General features: G+C 63.0%; 17 protein-coding genes. 12 read left to right on the forward strand and 5 right to left on the reverse strand.

Annotated features, from left to right (window positions below):
• The 3 genes from EOA22_RS05545 to EOA22_RS05555 form a co-directional block, all read left to right on the forward strand.
• A partial coding sequence (locus tag EOA22_RS05545) for a FliG C-terminal domain-containing protein (RefSeq protein ID WP_281040753.1) occupies positions 1-432 on the forward strand: 432 nt, incomplete at its 5' end.
• A 9-nt stretch (positions 433-441) separates the two neighbouring features.
• Positions 442-1,524 carry a flagellar biosynthesis protein FlhB gene (flhB, locus tag EOA22_RS05550; protein ID WP_024502683.1) on the forward strand — a complete coding sequence of 361 codons (1,083 nt, stop codon included), beginning with the start codon at positions 442-444 and terminating at the stop codon, positions 1,522-1,524.
• The gene (locus EOA22_RS05555; protein ID WP_024502682.1) at positions 1,521-1,958 is read left to right on the forward strand and encodes a hypothetical protein; all 438 of its coding nucleotides are present in this window, start codon (positions 1,521-1,523) and stop codon (positions 1,956-1,958) included. Before flhB ends, EOA22_RS05555 begins: the two co-directional genes overlap by 4 nt.
• 34 nt (positions 1,959-1,992) lie before the next feature.
• Here EOA22_RS05555 and EOA22_RS05560 read toward each other — a convergent pair whose 3' ends face one another.
• The 4 genes from EOA22_RS05560 to EOA22_RS05575 form a co-directional block, all read right to left on the reverse strand.
• Positions 1,993-2,763, reverse strand: coding sequence for a helix-turn-helix transcriptional regulator (locus tag EOA22_RS05560; protein ID WP_024502681.1), 771 nt, complete (start codon positions 2,761-2,763; stop codon positions 1,993-1,995).
• Positions 2,760-3,470, reverse strand: coding sequence for a LuxR family transcriptional regulator (locus EOA22_RS05565; protein WP_063168914.1), 711 nt, complete (start codon positions 3,468-3,470; stop codon positions 2,760-2,762). Before EOA22_RS05565 ends, EOA22_RS05560 begins: the two co-directional genes overlap by 4 nt.
• Before the next feature lie 550 nt (positions 3,471-4,020).
• Positions 4,021-5,052, reverse strand: coding sequence for a histone deacetylase family protein (locus EOA22_RS05570; protein ID WP_024502679.1), 1,032 nt, complete (start codon positions 5,050-5,052; stop codon positions 4,021-4,023).
• A gap of 26 nt (positions 5,053-5,078) precedes the next feature.
• On the reverse strand, positions 5,079-5,735 hold the full coding sequence (locus EOA22_RS05575; protein ID WP_063168913.1) for a TetR/AcrR family transcriptional regulator: 657 nt from the start codon (positions 5,733-5,735) through the stop codon (positions 5,079-5,081).
• Between the two features lie 259 nt (positions 5,736-5,994).
• On the opposite strand from EOA22_RS05575, the gene EOA22_RS05580 reads away from it, so the two are divergent.
• The 8 genes from EOA22_RS05580 to EOA22_RS05615 all read left to right on the forward strand — a co-directional run bounded on the left by EOA22_RS05580 (position 5,995) and on the right by EOA22_RS05615 (position 16,618).
• A complete protein-coding gene (locus EOA22_RS05580; protein WP_027161443.1) occupies positions 5,995-7,674 on the forward strand; it encodes an amidohydrolase in 1,680 nt (559 codons plus the stop codon).
• A 141-nt stretch (positions 7,675-7,815) separates the two neighbouring features.
• On the forward strand, positions 7,816-8,910 hold the full coding sequence (locus EOA22_RS05585) for an ABC transporter ATP-binding protein (RefSeq protein ID WP_013529814.1): 1,095 nt from the start codon (positions 7,816-7,818) through the stop codon (positions 8,908-8,910).
• A gap of 2 nt (positions 8,911-8,912) precedes the next feature.
• Positions 8,913-9,833 (forward strand): ABC transporter permease, encoded by a 921-nt coding sequence (locus tag EOA22_RS05590; protein WP_013529815.1) that lies wholly within the window; start codon positions 8,913-8,915, stop codon positions 9,831-9,833.
• The gene (locus EOA22_RS05595; RefSeq protein WP_013529816.1) at positions 9,826-10,626 is read left to right on the forward strand and encodes an ABC transporter permease; all 801 of its coding nucleotides are present in this window, start codon (positions 9,826-9,828) and stop codon (positions 10,624-10,626) included. Before EOA22_RS05590 ends, EOA22_RS05595 begins: the two co-directional genes overlap by 8 nt.
• 23 nt (positions 10,627-10,649) lie before the next feature.
• A complete protein-coding gene (locus EOA22_RS05600; RefSeq protein ID WP_013529817.1) occupies positions 10,650-11,684 on the forward strand; it encodes an extracellular solute-binding protein in 1,035 nt (344 codons plus the stop codon).
• 63 nt (positions 11,685-11,747) lie between these two features.
• Positions 11,748-12,944 carry a serine hydrolase gene (locus EOA22_RS05605; RefSeq protein ID WP_024502675.1) on the forward strand — a complete coding sequence of 399 codons (1,197 nt, stop codon included), beginning with the start codon at positions 11,748-11,750 and terminating at the stop codon, positions 12,942-12,944.
• A 37-nt stretch (positions 12,945-12,981) separates the two neighbouring features.
• Positions 12,982-14,163 carry a serine hydrolase gene (locus EOA22_RS05610; protein ID WP_127389873.1) on the forward strand — a complete coding sequence of 394 codons (1,182 nt, stop codon included), beginning with the start codon at positions 12,982-12,984 and terminating at the stop codon, positions 14,161-14,163.
• 127 nt (positions 14,164-14,290) lie between these two features.
• Positions 14,291-16,618: a Tex family protein gene (locus tag EOA22_RS05615; protein ID WP_063168911.1), complete on the forward strand. Its 2,328-nt coding sequence runs from the start codon at positions 14,291-14,293 to the stop codon at positions 16,616-16,618.
• Here EOA22_RS05615 and EOA22_RS05620 read toward each other — a convergent pair whose 3' ends face one another.
• Positions 16,619-17,530 (reverse strand): LysR family transcriptional regulator, encoded by a 912-nt coding sequence (locus EOA22_RS05620; RefSeq protein ID WP_063168910.1) that lies wholly within the window; start codon positions 17,528-17,530, stop codon positions 16,619-16,621.
• Positions 17,531-17,667: 137 nt separating this feature from the next.
• Here EOA22_RS05620 and EOA22_RS05625 point away from each other — a divergent pair.
• Positions 17,668-17,923 (forward strand): acyl-CoA dehydrogenase family protein (locus tag EOA22_RS05625; RefSeq protein ID WP_206521267.1); only part of this gene is annotated, 256 nt, incomplete at its 3' end.

The following is a 17,923-nucleotide window of genomic DNA, read 5'->3' on the forward strand; positions in this document are numbered from 1 at the left end:
ACCAAGGATACCTCGGCCGGACAGGCGCGTGTCGCCAGCGTCCTCAACGAACTCGACAAGCCGCTGCTCGAGGAGGTGATGCAGGATCTGGAAGCCGCCGGCACGCCTGATCTCGACGGCGTGCGAGCCCGGCTGTTTGCTTTCGACGATCTGCCGCTGCTCACCCAGAAAGCGCGGGTGCTGCTGTTCGACGGGCTATCGACGGAGCTGGTCACGCTGGCCTTGCGTGGCACGTCGGCCGCCCTTGCAGAATCGGTGCTGTCGGCCATCGGCGCCCGCTCGCGGCGCATGATCGAAGCCGAGCTCGGGCAGGGCTCGGACGGGATCCCCCTCGCCGATATCATGGCGGCCCGCAAGACGATCGTGACGACGACGATCCGGCTGTCGCGCGAAGGCGCCTTCGAACTCCCCTCGACCCAAGACGCCGCCTAGGACCGCGCCATGGCTGACGCGGTCGACAAGGATTCGAAAACCGAAGAGGCGACGGAAAAGAAGATCCGCGACACCATCGAACAGGGCAAGCTGCCCCATTCGCGGGAGACAGCGCTCTTTGCCTCGTTCGTTGCCATACTGGTGTTCACCGTCTTCTACGCCAAGGATGCGATCATCGATCTCGGCATGTTCCTGTCGATGTTCCTGGAGAAGCCGGAAGCCTGGCCGATGGACACGGAGACCGACGTCATCGCGCTTTACAAGATCGTCCTGCTCGAGGTCGGCCGCGCCGTCCTGAGCTTGATGGTGCTGCTGACCGTCGCCGGCGTCGGCGCCTCGGTGTTCCAGAACATGCCGCAATTCGTAGGCGAGCGGGTCCGGCCGCAACTCTCGCGTATTTCGATCGCCAAGGGTTGGAACAGGCTGTTCGGCATCCAGGGTTGGGTCGAGTTCCTGAAGTCACTCGGCAAGGTCGGGTTTGCCATCGTCGTGCTGAGCTTCACCCTGTCGGAAGACCACCGCAAGCTGCTCGCCGGGATGATCACCAATCCGGTCGCCTTCGGTCTCGTCATCCGCGGCATCGCCGTCGACATCCTGGTGGCGATCGTCTTCGTCATGGGGCTGATCGCGGCAGTCGACATCGTCTGGTCGCGCTTCCACTGGAAGCAGGATCTGCGCATGAGCAAGCAGGAGGTCAAGGACGAGTTCAAACAGTCCGAGGGCGACCCGATCGTCAAGTCGCGGCTGCGCTCGCTGGCGCGCGACCGGGCGCGCAAACGGATGATGACGGCGGTGCCGCGCGCGACGCTGATCATCGCCAACCCGACGCACTTCTCGATCGCGCTGAAATATGTGCGCGACGAGGACTCGGCGCCCATGGTGCTGGCCAAGGGCCAGGATCTGGTGGCGCTCAAGATCCGCGAGATCGCGCGGGAACACAACATCCCGATCTTCGAGGACGTGGCGCTCGCCCGCTCCATGTACAAGCAAGTTTCGGTCGATAATGTGATCCCGTCACAATTCTACCAGGCCGTCGCCGAACTGGTGCGGATCGTCTACTCGAAAAAGGCTGAGCGCAGACAGATTTCATGAACCGGCAACCGCACGCAAAATCCCGCGAGATCATCGTCGCCAGCGCCATCGAGCAGGTGGTGGGCGAACTGAGGCTGATCGATGTCGCCGACTACATCGCCTTTATCCGGCTGGAGCATTTCGCATGCCTGTCGGACCTGGTCGATTCAGCGGTTGAGTTGTTCTTCATGCCGGGTACTCTGCGGCTCGGCCATGGTGGTGAGGCGCATGTCGACTGGAGCGGCAGCCCGCGCATCGTGCTCGATCTGGAACTGAGGCCGCCCGGCGTCACCGTCTATTTCCAGCTGACGCTGAGCGAGCTCGGCGCGTCGGTGGCGGTCAACTACGTATCGTTCGAGAAGCCGGGCGAAGACCCGGAGCGCAACACGGCGCTGCTCGAAGCGGTGATCGAAGAGGCGCGTATCCGCAAGGTCGAGCCGCTGGCCTATCGCTGACCGTCGGTCGCTTTCGAAGCGCTGCCGAATTCCCCTATTCGATCAAGCCCAGCCGCAGCGCCTTGGCAACGGCCTGGTTGCGATTGACGGCGTTGAGCTTCTGGGTCGATTGGGTCAGATACTGGTTGGCGGTGTGCACCGACAGTTTCAGGAGTCGCGCGATCTCCTCGCTGGTGTTGCCGTTGGCGGTCAGCTTCAGGCATTCGAGTTCGCGCTTGGAGATTGCACGCATGCGGCCGGCATCGCTCGGGCGGATGCGGGCGACTGCGGCGAACAACGAAAAGCAACGAGCGTGGATCTCGTAGAGAGCGTCCTGCGACAGGGTGATCTCCGAGCCCAGGAAAACGACAAGGCCGCATTGGCCGCGGTCGGCGTGGACGGGGAAGGCGATGCCGCTGGTGCCGGGCGCCAGCGGCGCCATCTGCTGCGTCCAGGCGAGATTGCCGAACATCTCGGCCATGGCGGTGACGCCGTCATCCGTCCACCAGCGCGGTTCGGTCGAGATGCGCGTGTGACGCACGATCTCCTCGCCATTGGCGCCTGAAATGAACTTCGTCGCCACGGCAATCCCGGGATAGTCGGAATCAAGGCAAGGAACGAGCCGCGCCCGTTCGGGCGAGGGGCTGACGAAGAACAGGCCGAAAGCCGAGGCGTTGATGTCGACGGCGATCCAGCGGCAGCGGCGCACGGCGTCGGGAATGGTGACCGCGTGATGGGTTTCGGAGCTAAGGGTGAAGGCGCCGAACGGCTTGCGCTGCTCGTTGAAAAGGGCTTCGGCGGCTTCCTTGATATCGGCGTGTTTCAAATGATGCCGCTCCTGATCGCCGTGGCGATGGCCATCGCGCGGTTGCTGGCCGCGAATTTCTGGATGGCGTGGGTGATGTAGCTGTTGACGGTGTTGGAGGAGACGCCAAGGATGACGGCGACCTCGTCGGTGGTCTTGCCTTCGGAAACCCAGAACAGGCATTCGCGCTCGCGATCCGACAACGGATCCTGCATGGCGGCGGCGGCGATCAGTTGTGGGATGTGCGAGAGCGCGTAGCAGCATTTCAGCTGCGCCCGCATCAGCGCCGGCTGGTCGATGCTGCCGGCTGTCGCTGCCGAGAACAGAGCGAACAGGCGCTGGCGGCCGACATTCAGGCGCAGGGAATAGATCTCTGCATGGCCGAGCACATCGAGAAGGCGGGCTTCCTCGCCGGTGATCAACCCGTCAGCTTCGGGCGCGTGAGATGCTACCAGCGGCTGCGGACGAATGCCGGGCGCGACGGTGAGCGCGCCTTGCGCAAGCCCGGCGATCAGCCGCTTGCCGATCAACTCGATGGCGTCGAAAATCCAGTTGGAGGAGACGATGCGCGCATCGTTGCGGTCCTGATCGTGGACGATGGCGACCAGCATGTAGCTGTCGGCGCCGATCTCGGCGGTCAGTTGCATGAAAAAGCTGGTGAGATCGCCGCGCGACGTCAGGCGCGAGCCCAATGTGTCGGATTGAAGTAGCGCGGCGGGACTGCTCATTCTCGTTGCTTTTGGCCGGAATCGTTTCTGCTGTCCGGATGCTGGAAGTCAGCCGCCGAACCCGAATACACATTACTTTGACGAAGACACACGCGTGGCGCAGGGCTGCACCGAACCAAATCCCGAATCCATTCAGGGAACGCGAAGCCGTCCGCGTCTGGTGCCGGAAAAGCTCCGGAACAAAAGACTTTGGGTGGTCGCCGCGCCCCCCAGGACCGGCTGATTCGGGTTTAATCTACCCGCAGTTGAATCTGACATCAAACGCGATTTGACAAAATCGAATCTGATGGACTCCGGCGCGACTCACAGCTCGGTTTTCGCGCCCTGGACAGACGACCGGGACGCGAAAGTCTTCGCCGGCCACCTCGGCGGCTGGTCGATTTCGCCAGGCTCGGGAGCATTGGACAGACGGGCGCGCCGGTTGCTGTGCCGAAGGGGGTGCCTTGGCCCGATAGTCGGAGCCGGGCGATGTTGCCGCCCGGTCCCGGTGGTCCTTTGCTTATGCCTGTCGTTGTCCCAAAACCGCCAGATGCTCCTGGACGACAGGCATTTACCGATCCTCGAACCCGGTCAGCACGCCGACCGCGTTGATGCCGATCTCCTCGACGGCATAGCCGCCTTCCATGACGAACAGCGTCGGCAGGCCGAGCCTGGCGATGCGGCGGCCGATCTTGGGATAATCAGACGTCTTCAGCTTGAACTGGCTGATCGGGTCCTTCTCGAACGTATCGACACCCAGCGAGACGATGACGACATCCGGTGCATAAGCGGCGAGCCTGCCGCAGGCATCCTCGAGCGAGGCGTTCCATGCATCCCAGTCGGTGCCGAAGGGCATCGGATAATTGATGTTGAAGCCTTCGCCGGCACCCGCGCCGCGTTCGTCGGCATGGCCGAGGAAGAACGGGTACTCGACCATCGGATCGCCATGCAGATTGAGCACCTGGACGTCGGCACGGTCGTAGAAGATCTCCTGCGTACCGTTGCCGTGATGGTAGTCGACATCGAGGATCGAGATGCGTTTGGCGCCGTGGTCGCGGAACCATTGCGCGGCGACAGCGGCGTTGTTGATGTAGCAATAGCCGCCCATGAAGCCAGCCCCGGCATGGTGGCCGGGCGGACGGCAGAGCGCGAAGGCGGAAGCCTCGCCATCCTTGAGCAGGCCGGCGGCGGTCAGCGCTACGTCGTAGGAAGACTTGATCGCGGCCCACGTGCCTTCGACGAAAGTGGCGCCGGCATCGAAGGAATAATAGCCGAGCAGCGCGTCGACGCGCTTTGGCGGCACGTCGCCGCGCAGGCCGCGCGTCGGCCATGTGAAGGGCATCGCCGTGCCTGTGAGACCTGCTTCCAGCCATTGCGGCCAGACCGTCGGGAGAAAGTCGATATAGTCTGATTTGTGGATGCGCTTGGCGGCGGCGAGGTCATGTTCGTGCGGCGCGATGATGGGACCCAGTTTCTCGCTTTCGACCCGCGCCTTGATGAATTCGGCCCTCGATGGCTTCTCGAAACCCGGCACGATGGCTGATGTGACCAGTTCCATTTGACCGGCATGGCCGGCGTGAAGGGGGGAGAAAACAGTCTTCATAAATTCCTCTCGAAGTGCGAAATCAGTCAAGATTCAAGATTGAGATAAGGGCTCACCAGAGCGAGCCACATTCTTTCCACATCGTCCTCGATGAGGTCGTATGTCTTGCGGTCTCTTTTCAGCCCGACAAGCCGGCAGGCGTGCCCGACGTCCATCATCAGCACGCCGAGCCGGCTGGCGACATTGTCTTCAAGCGCCGGGTTCACATGCTGCAGCCATGCGGCGTAGAGCGCGATGATCTGCTCGTCATATTCGTTCTGGATCGGCCTGAGGTCGGCGTTGCCTGAAATGGCCTCGATCACCGGCATCAGGCTGGCGTTTTCGAGGTAGAGTCTGGACGTGTCGATGAAGAGCTTGCGCACTTCCTGCCGAAACTCTTCACGGTTGGTGGGCGGGGCGACCTTGATACGCTTGGCGATCACCTCGGGAAAGGATGACAGCCAGCGCCGGGCGAGGTCCAGAAGAATGGCTTCCTTGTTGGGAAAGTATTGGTAGATCGAACCAACCGACAAGCCTGCGCGCTGCGCAATGGCCAGCGTCGTCGGCGTCTTGGTTCCTTGCTCCCGCGTCAAGACCAGCGCTGCGTCGAGAATCCGGTCGACCACCTTGCTGGAGCGTTTTTGCCGCGGCTGTTTGCGCGGTTCGAGCGCTATCCTGCTTTTGCGGTCGAGACTGCGCTTCACCGTCCGATGTCCTCGTTCCCCGCCCGGTCTCAACATGGTGGGAGCTTGCTGTCCACGATACATTCCAGATTCGGTATGTTGACAAACGCGAATAATCAGTCGCATTCTTTATCCACGCTGCCTCTTGGGATGACAAGGGGAATTTCCAAGACAGCGCGCTGGCATTCTTTTTCGTCCCATGGCGCCGCTCCGGTGGAGTGGCAGGTCGTTGGCCAAGAGGTTGTCGGTCTCAGTCAGTCGTCAAAAGCGCGGAGTCGCGATGTCTGTCACAGGTGCAGGTCACAATGCGGATCTGATCGTCATCAATGGTCGTGTACTGACCATCGACGACGACAATCCCACCGCCGAGGCCGTCGCCGTCAAGGACGGCGCAATCATCGCCATCGGCAGCCGCGCCTCCATCGAAGAGTTCAAGGGACCGGCCACCAAGGTAATCGACGCCAAGGGCGGCTCCGTCCTGCCGGGTTTCATCGAAGCCCACATGCATCTGTTTTCGGGCGGGGCTGAACTTGCCCACCTTCAACTCACCGGTATACATGGCTTCGAGGCGCTGCAGAAGGCGATCCGCGACTATGCGCCTACCCGGCCCGACGCGAAGATGCTGGTCGGCCAAGGCGTCGACTACACCGTGCTCGGCAGCGAGCGCGTGACGCGCCATCACCTCGACGCCATTTTGCCCGATCGTCCGTTCTGCATGGCGGCGCCAGACCATCACACCATGTGGGCCAACACCAAGGCGTTGGAAATGGCCGGCATCCTGCAGGGGCGTACGCTCGGCCCTGGCAATGAGATTGTCATGGGTGACGATGGACTGGCCGCCGGCGAATTGCGCGAAGGCGAGGCCTTTGGCCCGGTGCTCGACCTTGCCGGCGAAAGCCGGGTGCGGCTGGGGCTGTCGACCGGCGGCGAGCCGGACCCGATGCCGACGGCGGCCGAGCGGGACGCCGACCGCGACATCATGCGGCGCGGGCTCGCCTGGTGCGCCCGCCACGGCATCACCTCGATCCAGAACATGGACGGCAACCTCTATCAGCTTGAGCTGCTGGCCGAGATCGAAGCCGAGGAAGGCTTGCCCTGCCGCGTCAAGATCCCGTTCCACTACAAGAATTTCATGACGCTCGACATGCTCGACAAGGCATCTGATATGGCCGAAAGCTACAACAGCGAATGGCTGTCGTCGGGCATGGTCAAGGTGTTCTACGACGGGGTGCTCGATTCCTGGACAGCTGTCATGGTCGAGCCATACGCCGACCGGCCCGACTGGGTGGGCGAGCCGCTGTTCACGCCGCAACAATTCATCGATCTGGCCGTCGCGGCCGACAGGCGCGGGCTGCAGATCGCGGTGCACTCGATCGGCGACGGCGCGGTGCGCGCGGTGCTGGACGGTTATGAGGCGGCGCAGAAGGCGAACGGCAAGCGCGACAGCCGTCACCGGGTCGAGCACATCGAGGTCACCACCACATCGGATGTGCCGCGTTTCGCAGAACTCGGCGTCATTGCTTCCATGCAACCGCCGCATCCGCCCGGCGCCATGGATTTTCCGCTGGAGCCGACGGTGTCGCGCATCGGGCCGGCACGCTGGCCGCTGAGCTATGCCTGGCGGACCTTGAAGGATGCCGGCGCGCATGTCGTCTTCGCATCCGATTGGCCGGTGTCGCCGATCGATCCGATCCTGGGCATTCAGGCGGCAGTGTTGCGCAAACCATGGGCAGAAAGCGACCCGGACCAGAGTTTCTCGCTGCATGAAGCGATCGCCGGTTACACGATCGAGGGCGCCTACGCCGAATTCGCCGAGCACCGCAAGGGTACGCTGAGATCGGGCTACATGGCCGATCTGGTGGTTTTGTCGATGGATATCGAGAACACCGCCCCGGCCGATCTGCACAAGGTGCGGCCGGTGACGACGATTTGCGGCGGCAAGATCACCTATCAGGCCTGACTATGGCATGGGGCTTGCAGGCCTCAATGACTGACTGAACTGTGACCCAATGCCGGGCTTGCCAACCCACCGGCCATGTGGTCACATCGAACAGGGGAAGAGCTCCGCCAGCAAGAGCGGGGTCAACAGTGAGGCGTAATCGTGCCGGACAAACCGGATCGGAATGCGATTGAAGTAGTAAACGTCAGCAAAATTTTCGGATCAGGTGAGGGGCAGGTGGCTGCCCTCGACACGGTCTCGGTATCTATCCGCGAGAACGAATTCTTCACGTTGCTGGGGCCATCCGGCTGCGGCAAGACGACGTTGCTCAGGCTGATCGCCGGCTTCGATTTTCCAACCGCCGGTGAAATCCTGCTCTACGGCCAGGACATCGCGCCGCTGCCACCCTTCAAACGGCCGGTCAACACCGTTTTCCAATCCTATGCGCTGTTCCCGCACATGACGGTCGCCGACAATATCGGCTTTGGCCTGGAAATGCTGGGTAAGCCGAAGGCCGAGATCAAGGCGCGCGTCGCCGAGATGCTGAAGCTGGTCAAGATGGAGGCACTCGCCGGTCGTCGCACCAGCCAGATCTCCGGCGGCCAGCAGCAGCGCGTGGCCTTGGCCCGCGCCTTGGCACCGCAGCCGAAGGTGCTTTTGCTCGACGAGCCACTGTCGGCGCTCGACTACAAGCTGCGCAAGGAGATGCAGATCGAGTTGAAGCGGCTGCAGCACGAGACCGGCATCACCTTCATCTTCGTCACCCACGACCAGGAAGAAGCGCTGACCATGTCCGACCGCATCGCGGTCATGTCATCGGGCAAGATCCTCCAGGTCGGTTCGCCCTGGGATATCTACGACAAGCCGGCCGAACGCTTCGTCGCCGACTTTATCGGTGAAACCAACTTCCTGACGGCCGCCATCAGCGAGATGGCCAACGGCAAGGCGCGCGCCACGCTCAAGTCCGGTGCGACCATCGAGGCGACCGTGGCCCAGGGTTTCCAGCCCAAGCCCAATGCCACGGTCGTGGTTCGGCCTGAACACGCCAAGCTGACCAAGGCCAAGGGCGAACTGTCGGGGAGGGTCGATAATATCGTCTATTTCGGTACCGACACCCACATCCATGTTCATCTCGACAGCGGCGAACTCTTCACCGTACGCCAGCAGAACACGCGCAGCGCGGGCTGCGGTTTCGAGAAGGGCGACGCGGTCGGCATCCTCATCGGCAGCGATGCCGCCCAGGTCCTGAAGGACTGACGATGGCGACCGCGGAAGAAGTCGCCAAGGCAGCGGAGCGGCGCGATGTCCGTGACCGCTGGCTTTTGTCAGCACCAGCGCTGCTGGTCATTTTCCTCGCCGCGACCGGCCCTTTGCTGATCGTGCTCGTGTACTCGTTCCTGACGCCAGGCTCCTATGGCGACGTGAAGTGGCAGTTCTCGCCGGAAGCCTGGATAGCGGTGTTTCTGGAACGCGATATCTTCGACGACACGCTTTCGATCGCCGCCGCCCACGTCACCATCTTCCTGCGCTCGATCAAGCTCTCGGTGGTGACGACGATCGCCACCTTGGTGCTTGGTTTCCCGACCGCCTATTTCATGGCGACGCGCAGCGAAAAGACCCGCGATCTCTGGCTGTTCCTGATCACCATTCCGTTCTGGACCAACCTTTTGATCCGCACCTTCGCAGTGCTGCAGATCATCCGCAACGAAGGCATCATCAACACAATGCTGCTCAAGCTCGGCATCATCTCGGCGCCGATCCAGATCCTCTACACCGACACGGCGATCCTGATCGGCATGGCCTATGTCTACCTGCCGCTGATGGTGCTGCCGATCTACGCCAGCATGGAAAAGCTGGATTTCCGGCTGGTCGAGGCGGGCTACGACCTTTACGCCACGCGCTTCCAGGTGCTGCGGCGGATTATCTTTCCGATGGTCAAGCCGGGCGTCATCGCCGGCTCCATCCTGGTCTTCATTCCAGCGCTTGGCGCCTATGTGACGCCGAGCGTGCTTGGCGGCGGCAAGAACATGATGCTGTCCAACCTGATCGAATTGCAGTTCGGGCAGGGCCGCAACTGGCCACTCGGCTCGGCGCTGTCGATCGCCGTCATGATCATCGTCATGGTGGCGCTGCTTGCCTATGTGCGCAATGCCGGCAAGTCGGGGGTGCGTCATGGCTAAGAACTTTTCCATCAAGCACCAGCCAGGATTCAGCGCGATCGCCGCGACCTGCTTTATCGTGCTGTATCTGCCGATCATCGTGCTGGTCATCTATGCCTTCAACGCGGCGAGCTCGACCTCCGAATGGGGCGGCTTTTCGCTGAAATGGTTCCAGTCGGCATGGCAGAACACGCAGGTCGTCGATGCCACGCTGCGTTCCTTCCAGATCGGCTCCATTGCGGCGGTGCTCTCCACGATCTTTGCCACCATGGCGGCGCTCGCCACCACCCGCACCGCGTCCTATCCCGGCCTCACCTTCAAGTATGCGGCGATCAACCAGCCGCTGATGGTGCCCGAGATCGTCACCGGGGTGGCGCTGCTGATCTTCTTCTCGCGCATCAAGATCTTCACCGGTTATTCCGGCATCGGCTATCTGGTCGCCGCGCACACGGCGTTCTGCATTCCCTTTGCCTATTTGCCGATCCGGGCGCGGCTTGAGAATATGGACCTGACGCTGGAGCGTGCCGCAGCCGACCTCTACGCGACGCCCTGGAAGACGTTCCGGCGCATCACGTTGCCGCTTCTGTGGCCCGGCATCCTGGCCGGGCTGATGCTGGCCTTCGTCATCTCGCTCGACGACGTCGTCATCACCGAGTTCGTCAAATCGGGCGGCCAGGACACGCTGCCCACCTACATGCTCGGCCAGATCCGCCGCGGCATCACACCCGAGATCAACGCGATATCGACCGCCTTCCTGCTGCTCTCGGTTGCCATCGTCACGTTGTTTTTCTTCGTCAGCAGGAAACGAGACTGAACCGAAAAATGGGAGTTAAAACCATGAACTGGAAGACAACAGCAACCGCCATGGGGTTGGCGTTGCTCGCCTCGACGGGCCTGGCCCGCGCCGACGGCGTGCTCAACATCTACAATTGGGGCAACTACACCAGCCCCGACGTGATCAAGAAGTTCGAGGCCAAATACAACGTCAAGGTGACCATCACCGATTATGATTCCAACGACACCGCGCTTGCCAAGGTTCGCCAGGGCGGCACCGGCTTCGACATTGCGGTACCCTCGCAGACCTACGTGCCGATCTGGATCAAGGAAGGCCTTGTCCTGGAAACCGACCCCGGCAAGATGGAGAACTTCAAGAATGTAGCGCCCGAATGGGCCAACCCCGACTTCGATCCAGGCCGCAAATACTCGGTGCCGTGGGCGCTGGGCACGGTGGGCGTCGTCGTCAACACCGACGCCTACAAGGGACCGGCCGACAGCTGGGGCATCATCTTCAACACGCCGGACGAGCTGAAGGGCAAGGTCAACGTCGTTCCCGAGATGAATGACGTCATCTTCGCGGCGATCAAATATGTCGGCGGCCAGCAGTGCACGGACGACAAGGCGGTGCTGAAGAAGGTGCGTGACACGCTGGTCGCGGCCAAGCCGAACTGGATCGCCATGGAATACAACACCATCGAGAAGATGGGCGCCGGCGACTTCAAGGCAACCAGCGACTGGAACGGCTCGGCGCTGCGCCAGCGGCTGGCCAATCCGGCCATCCACTACAATTATCCAAAGGAAGGTTACGGCCTGTGGAGCGATAACGTGGTCGTTCTGAAGGAAGCCAAGAACGTCGACAATGCCAAGCTGTTCCAGAACTTCATCATGGATCCGGAAAACGCGGCGGGCCTGTCGGCCTTCCACCGCTATGCCAACGCCATCACCGGCTCGGACAAATACATGCCGGCCGACATGAAAGATGCGCCGGAAGTCGTCATTCCGGCCGCAGCGAAGCCACAGGGCGAATTCCAGAAGATGTGCGCGCCTGAAATCCAGGACATCTACACCAAGATCTGGACCGAACTGCAGAAGTAATCGCTGCATGACGGACCCGGCGGCACATGTCGCCGGGTCTTTCTTTTCCGGGAATGGCCTTTCATGGACTCCTATCGCAACAGCGATCCGCGGCCGCCGATCATGCAGGGCTCGCCGCCCGCCATGGTGCCGCCGAAGCTCGACTGGGACCGGCCGCCATGGAACCGCTGGGCGTTCCAGCACATCCGTGAAATTCTGCCGACCGCCGAAGTCTGGCGCGGCAACGGCCATCGCCGCCGTCTCGAACGCGCCGAGGTCGATCTTGACGGGCTGGCGGTCGAGGACAGCGAGGGCAAGCCGACGACACTCGCCGGGCTGCTCGACGAGACCTATACGGACGGTTTTCTGGTGCTCAAGGACGGCAAGATAGCCTATGAGCGCTATTTCAACGGCATGGGTGAGCGCACGCTGCACCTGTCGCAGTCGATGGCCAAGTCCGTCACCGGTTCGGTATTCGGCATACTGGTCGGGCGCCGCCTGATCGATCCGGCCAGGCCGGTCACGGATTATTTGCCGGAGCTCGGCGCCACCGGCTGGGCCGGCGCCAATGTGCAGCATGTGCTCGACATGACGAGCGGCGTGCGTTTCTCCGAGGAATATACCGACCGCTATTCCGACATCGGCCAGGTCGATGTCGCCACCGGCTGGAAGCCGGTGCCGCCGGGCAGCGATCCGGATTTTCGCTGGCCCTCGCACATGTTCGAGCTGATCCTGGGCTTGAAGGACACGATCCGCCCGCACGGGGCTCAATTCGAATACCGCTCGATCGAGACCGATGTGCTCGCCTTCATCATGGAGCGGGTGACAGGCAAACGGCTGCCGCAGCTGGTTTCGGAAGAGCTCTGGCAAAAGCTCGGCGCCGACGAAAGCGCCTGCTTCACCGTCGACAGCGCCGGCTATGCGGTGGCCGATGGCGGCTTCAATGCAACGTTGCGCGATTATGGCCGCTTCGGCCAATTGATCCTCGACAATGGTGGCGGCGTCGTGCCGGCCGGCTGGGTCGAGGACACGCGCAACGGCAGGCATGGGCCGGACTTCAGCCCCAGCCTGCCGGAGGGCAGCTATCGCAACCAGTTCTGGATCGAGGACCCGCGCTCGCGCGCACTGATGTGCCGCGGCGTGTTCGGTCAGATGATCCATATCGACTGGAACACCGGAATGGTCGTGGTGAAGCTTTCGACCTGGCCGGATTTCGCCAATGGTGCCTATTCCATAGCGACGCTGAAAGCCGTGCACGCTATCGCCACGGCACTTCGCTGAGCCTCCACAAAGAAGAAACGACCCGGAAGGAAACGCCATGACCGGCAAAACCGTGTTCGAGACCCGCTATGGCTTCCGGCGCAACCAGGTGGTGCTCGCCAATTGGCGCGAGAACCCGTTCAACCGGTGGTCGTTCCAGAATCTCGGCGAACTGGTGCCGACCGCCCGGGTGGCGGCGACGTCGGGCGTTGTCGAAATCCACGTGCGCGATATGGGCGGCCTGCTCGGCGAGAAGGTCGCGATCGCCGGCACACCGGAGACGGTGGCTGATTTTCTCGCACGTTCGAGCACCGACGCACTGACGGTGATGAAAGGCGGCAGGATCGTCGGCGACTGGTTCGCGCCGCATATGGATTTCGGCGCCCGCCACATCATCTTTTCGATCAGCAAGTCGCTGACCGCCATCATTGCCGGCATACTAGAAGGCGAGGGGGTGTTCGACCCGGAAGCGCCGGTGACGGCCTACATCCCCGAAGCCGCCGGCTCGGCCTATGGCGATGCGAGCGTGCGGCATGTGCTCGATATGAGCGTCAGTCTCGATTTCGAGGAAGCCTATCTCGATCCGGAAAGTGCTTTCGCCCGCTATCGCCGTGCCACGCTGTGGAATCCGGGCGGCGGTACGGAGAGCCTGCGCGAATTCATCCTGACCCTGCAACGTCTTGCAGAGCCGCATGGCCAGACCTTCCGCTACCGCTCGCCGAATTCCGACCTGCTCGGCCTGCTGCTCGAGCGTGCGTCGGGCCAGCGGTTCACCGACCTGATGCGCGAGAAGCTGTGGCTGCCGCTCGGCGCTGTCAGCGAAGCCTCGATCGGCGTCGACATGGAAGGCACGGCGCGCACGGCCGGCGGCATTTCGGTGACGCCGCGCGACCTGGCGCGTGTCGGCGAGATGATGCGGCAAGGTGGCATGGCCAATGGCCGCCGCATCGTACCGGAAGCCTGGGTGCGCGACACGACCAGCACTGGCGGCAGTGCGGACGCCTGGCAGCGCGGCGCGATGCTGCCACTGTTTCCCAAGGGCCGTTACCGCAACAAATGGTACCAGACTGGACACGAGAACGGCGCCTATTGCGGCATCGGTATTCATGGCCAGTGGCTGTATGTCGATCCCAGGACCGAAGTGGTGATCGCCAAGATGTCGTCGCAGCCGGAGCCTGTCGACGATCCGCTCGATATCGAGATCGTCGCGTTCTTCGAGGCGCTGAGCCGGCTGATCTAGGCGCGCCGCGATCGCCACATTGGCGCACGCTTTCCTGTGGACCCGCCGGGCTGATCGAAGCGCGGCGGTTGGCGGGCCGGAGGTCTGCGCCTATGGTCGCCGCTCTTTGGATGAGAGCAGGAACGACATGGCATCCGACATCAAGCGCATTGCAGCCATCATCGCGGCCGAGATCAGCGCGCGGCCCGAACAGGCGGCCGCGGCGATCGAACTGCTCGATGAGGGCGCGACAGTGCCGTTCGTGGCGCGCTACCGCAAGGAAGTCACCGGCGGGCTCGACGACACGCAATTGCGCGATCTTGCCGAACGCCTTGCCTATCTGCGCGAGCTCGACGCGCGCCGCGACACCATCCTTGGCTCGATCCGCGAACAGGGCAAGCTGACCGAGGAGCTTGAAGGCAAGATCGTCGCCGCCACCACCAAGGCGGAACTTGAGGACATCTACCTGCCCTACAAGCCCAAACGCCGGACCAAGGCCGAGATCGCCAGGGAGCGCGGGCTGGGGCCGCTGGCCGAAGCCATCTTGGCGAACCGCTCATTGGTGCCTGCCGAACTGGCGCTGGCCTATGTCAGCGAAGAGGTGGCCGATACCAAGGCGGCGCTCGAGGGCGCGCGCGACATCCTTTCGGAACAATTCGCCGAGAATGCCGATCTGGTCGGCAAATTGCGCAGCTACATGAAGGAGCGCGCCTTCATGCGGGCCAGGGTGGTCGACGGCAAGCAGGAGGCCGGCGCGAAATTCTCCGATTATTTCGACCATGTCGAGCGTTGGGCAAATGTGCCCAGCCATCGCGCGCTGGCGATGCTGCGCGGCCGCAACGAGGAAGTGCTGTCGCTTGACATCGAGGTCGATGCCGATGACACCTCACCGGTGAAGCCGGTCGAGCGGATGATCGCCAATGCCTATGCCATCGGCGGCAGCCTTCCGGGTGACAGATGGCTGATGGAGGTGGCGGGCTGGACCTGGCGTATAAAACTGTCGCTGCATCTGACGCTCGATTTGATGCGCGATCTGCGCGAGCGGGCGGAGGAGGAAGCGATCCACGTCTTTGCCCGCAACCTCAAGGATCTACTGCTGGCCGCTCCCGCCGGCTCGCGCGCCACGATGGGGCTCGACCCCGGCATCCGCACCGGCGTCAAGGTGGCGGTGGTCGACGGCACCGGCAAGGTGCTGACAACGACGACGGTCTATCCATTTCCGCCCAGAAACGATGTGCGCGGCACGCAGGCGGAACTCGCCAAGCTCATCCGCCAGCACAAGGTCGAGCTGATTTCGATCGGCAACGGCACCGGCAGCCGCGAGACGGAAAAGCTGGTGGCCGACATGCTGTCCGACATGCCGGCGGACGGCGGGCCGAAGCCACTGAAAGTGATCGTCAGCGAGGCCGGCGCCTCGGTCTATTCGGCATCGGCGACGGCGGCGGCGGAATTCCCCGGCCTCGACGTGTCGTTGCGCGGCGCTGTCTCGATCGCCCGGCGGCTGCAGGATCCGCTGGCCGAACTGGTCAAGATCGAACCCAAATCGATCGGCGTCGGCCAGTACCAGCATGATGTCGACCAGTACCGTCTCGGCCGCTCGCTGGAAGCGGTGGTCGAGGACGCGGTCAATGCCGTCGGCGTCGATCTCAACACTGCCTCGGCGCCGCTTTTGGCGCGCGTTTCAGGTCTGGGCGCATCGCTGGCCGACGCGATCGTTGCGCATCGCGATGCGACCGGGCCCTTCGCCAGCCGGAAGGACCTGCTCAAGGTGCCGCGGCTCGGACCTCGGGCCTTCGAACAATCCGCCGGCTTCCTGCGCATTGCCAATGGCAGCGAGCCGCTCGACGCCTCGTCGGTGCATCCGGAGGCCTATGGTGTGGCGAAGAAGATCGTCGCTGCCTGCGGGCGCGATGTGCGGTCGTTGATGGGCGATAGTGCCGCGCTCAAGGCACTCGACCCACGCGTCTTCGTCAACGAGCGTTTCGGCTTGCCGACGGTGCGCGATATCCTGGCGGAGCTGGAAAAGCCCGGCCGCGACCCGCGCCCAGGCTTCAAGACGGCGACCTTCGCCGACGGCATCGACGACATCAAGGATCTGAAGCCCGGCATGCTGCTGGAAGGCACGGTCACCAACGTGGCCGCCTTCGGCGCCTTCGTCGATATCGGAGTGCATCAGGACGGGCTGGTGCATGTCTCGCAGCTGGCCGATCGGTTCATCAAGGACGCGCATGAGGTCGTGAAGGCCGGCGACGTGGTGAAGGTGCGCGTCGTCGACGTCGACATCAAGCGCAAGCGCATCGCCCTTTCCATGCGCAAGGATAGCGGCGAGGGCGGTGCACCGCGCAGCGGACCGCGCGACAATGGTGGCGGCAGGCCGGCACCACGTTCGCCGGCACCCCAGCAACGCCAGCCGGAGCGGCCGGCGCAACAGGGAGCGTTCGGTGCTGCTTTGGCGAATGCGCTGAAGCGAAAGTAGCTACCACGCCAGAACGGCCGGTTCCTTCTCGACCTGGCCCAGCAGCCAGTCGCGAAAACTGGCGACCGGCGGATGGCCGCGCTTGTCGTGCGGGACGACGAGATAGTAGGCACTGCGGCTTTGCATGGGCTGGCCTGGCGCCGGCACCAGCTGGCCGCGCTGCAATTCACCTGCAATGAGGATCAACGGCAGCAGCGCCACGCCGAGCCCCGCCATGCAGGCCTGGGCGGCGGTGCCGAACTGTTCGAACTGCATGCCGGGTCCGGTCGGCGCGCTCAGGCCCTGATGCTCGAACCATTCGGTCCAGGCGCCAGGACGCGTCGCCATGTGCAGCAGCGGCAGGCGGCCGATATCGGCCGGTGCGGCGATGGCGCGGCCGGCGAGGAATTCGGGCGACACGACCGGCGCCACGGTTTCGCGCACCAACAGTGTCGAGTCGGCCTCCGGCCAGTCCGGCAGGCCGTAGTGGATGGCGGCATCAAGCCTCTCCCTGGCGAAGTCGAAGCGACCGACGCGGGTGACGAAGTTGATGGTGATATCGGGATTGTTTTCGACGAAATCGGGGATCATCGGCATCAGCCAGCGCGTGCCGAAGGTCGGCAAAATGGCAAGGTTCAGCATGCCACTATGCCGATTGCTCATCAATCCAAGGGCTGCGTCACGCAATTGCCCAAGTGCTGAACGCACCGCCTCGGCGTAGATCTCGCCCGATGTCGACAGCCTGACATTGCGGCTGTCGCGTTCGAACAGCCGGCGGCCGAACTGATCTTCCAGAAGTTTGATCTGGCGGCTGACCGCGCCCTGGGTCAGATCTAGCTCCTGGGCGGCGGCGGTGAAACTGCCGAGCCGGGCCACAGCCTCGAAGGCGGCAAGGGCGCTGATGTTGGGTAAAAGGCGGCGTTGGACACTCATGATCCATTCCTAACGATCATTGATCGGTGAATCAATTTCGTTTGATTTTTTCGAGGCGCAGGCCGATAGAACGGGCCAACATTTTGCTTCATGCATGTCATCGTTTTGAGCGACATGCATTGGTTGGGAGAAACGCGATGGCCGCCGACAAGAACGCATTCGTCTGGGAAGACCCGTTCCTGATCGAGGGCCAGCTTTCGGAAGACGAGCGCATGGTGCGCGACGGGGCGGCCGCCTTCGCCGCCGACAGACTGGCGCCGCGGATCGAGGACGCCTACCTCAACGAGACCTTCGACACCGCGATCTTCCGTGAAATGGGCGAGGCCGGCCTGCTCGGCATCAACATCCCTGAAGAATTCGGCGGGCTTGGCGCGAACTACGTCACCTATGGGC

It is taken from the genome of Mesorhizobium sp. M7A.F.Ca.US.014.04.1.1 (assembly GCF_003998745.1).
Lineage (GTDB): Bacteria > Pseudomonadota > Alphaproteobacteria > Rhizobiales > Rhizobiaceae > Mesorhizobium > Mesorhizobium ciceri.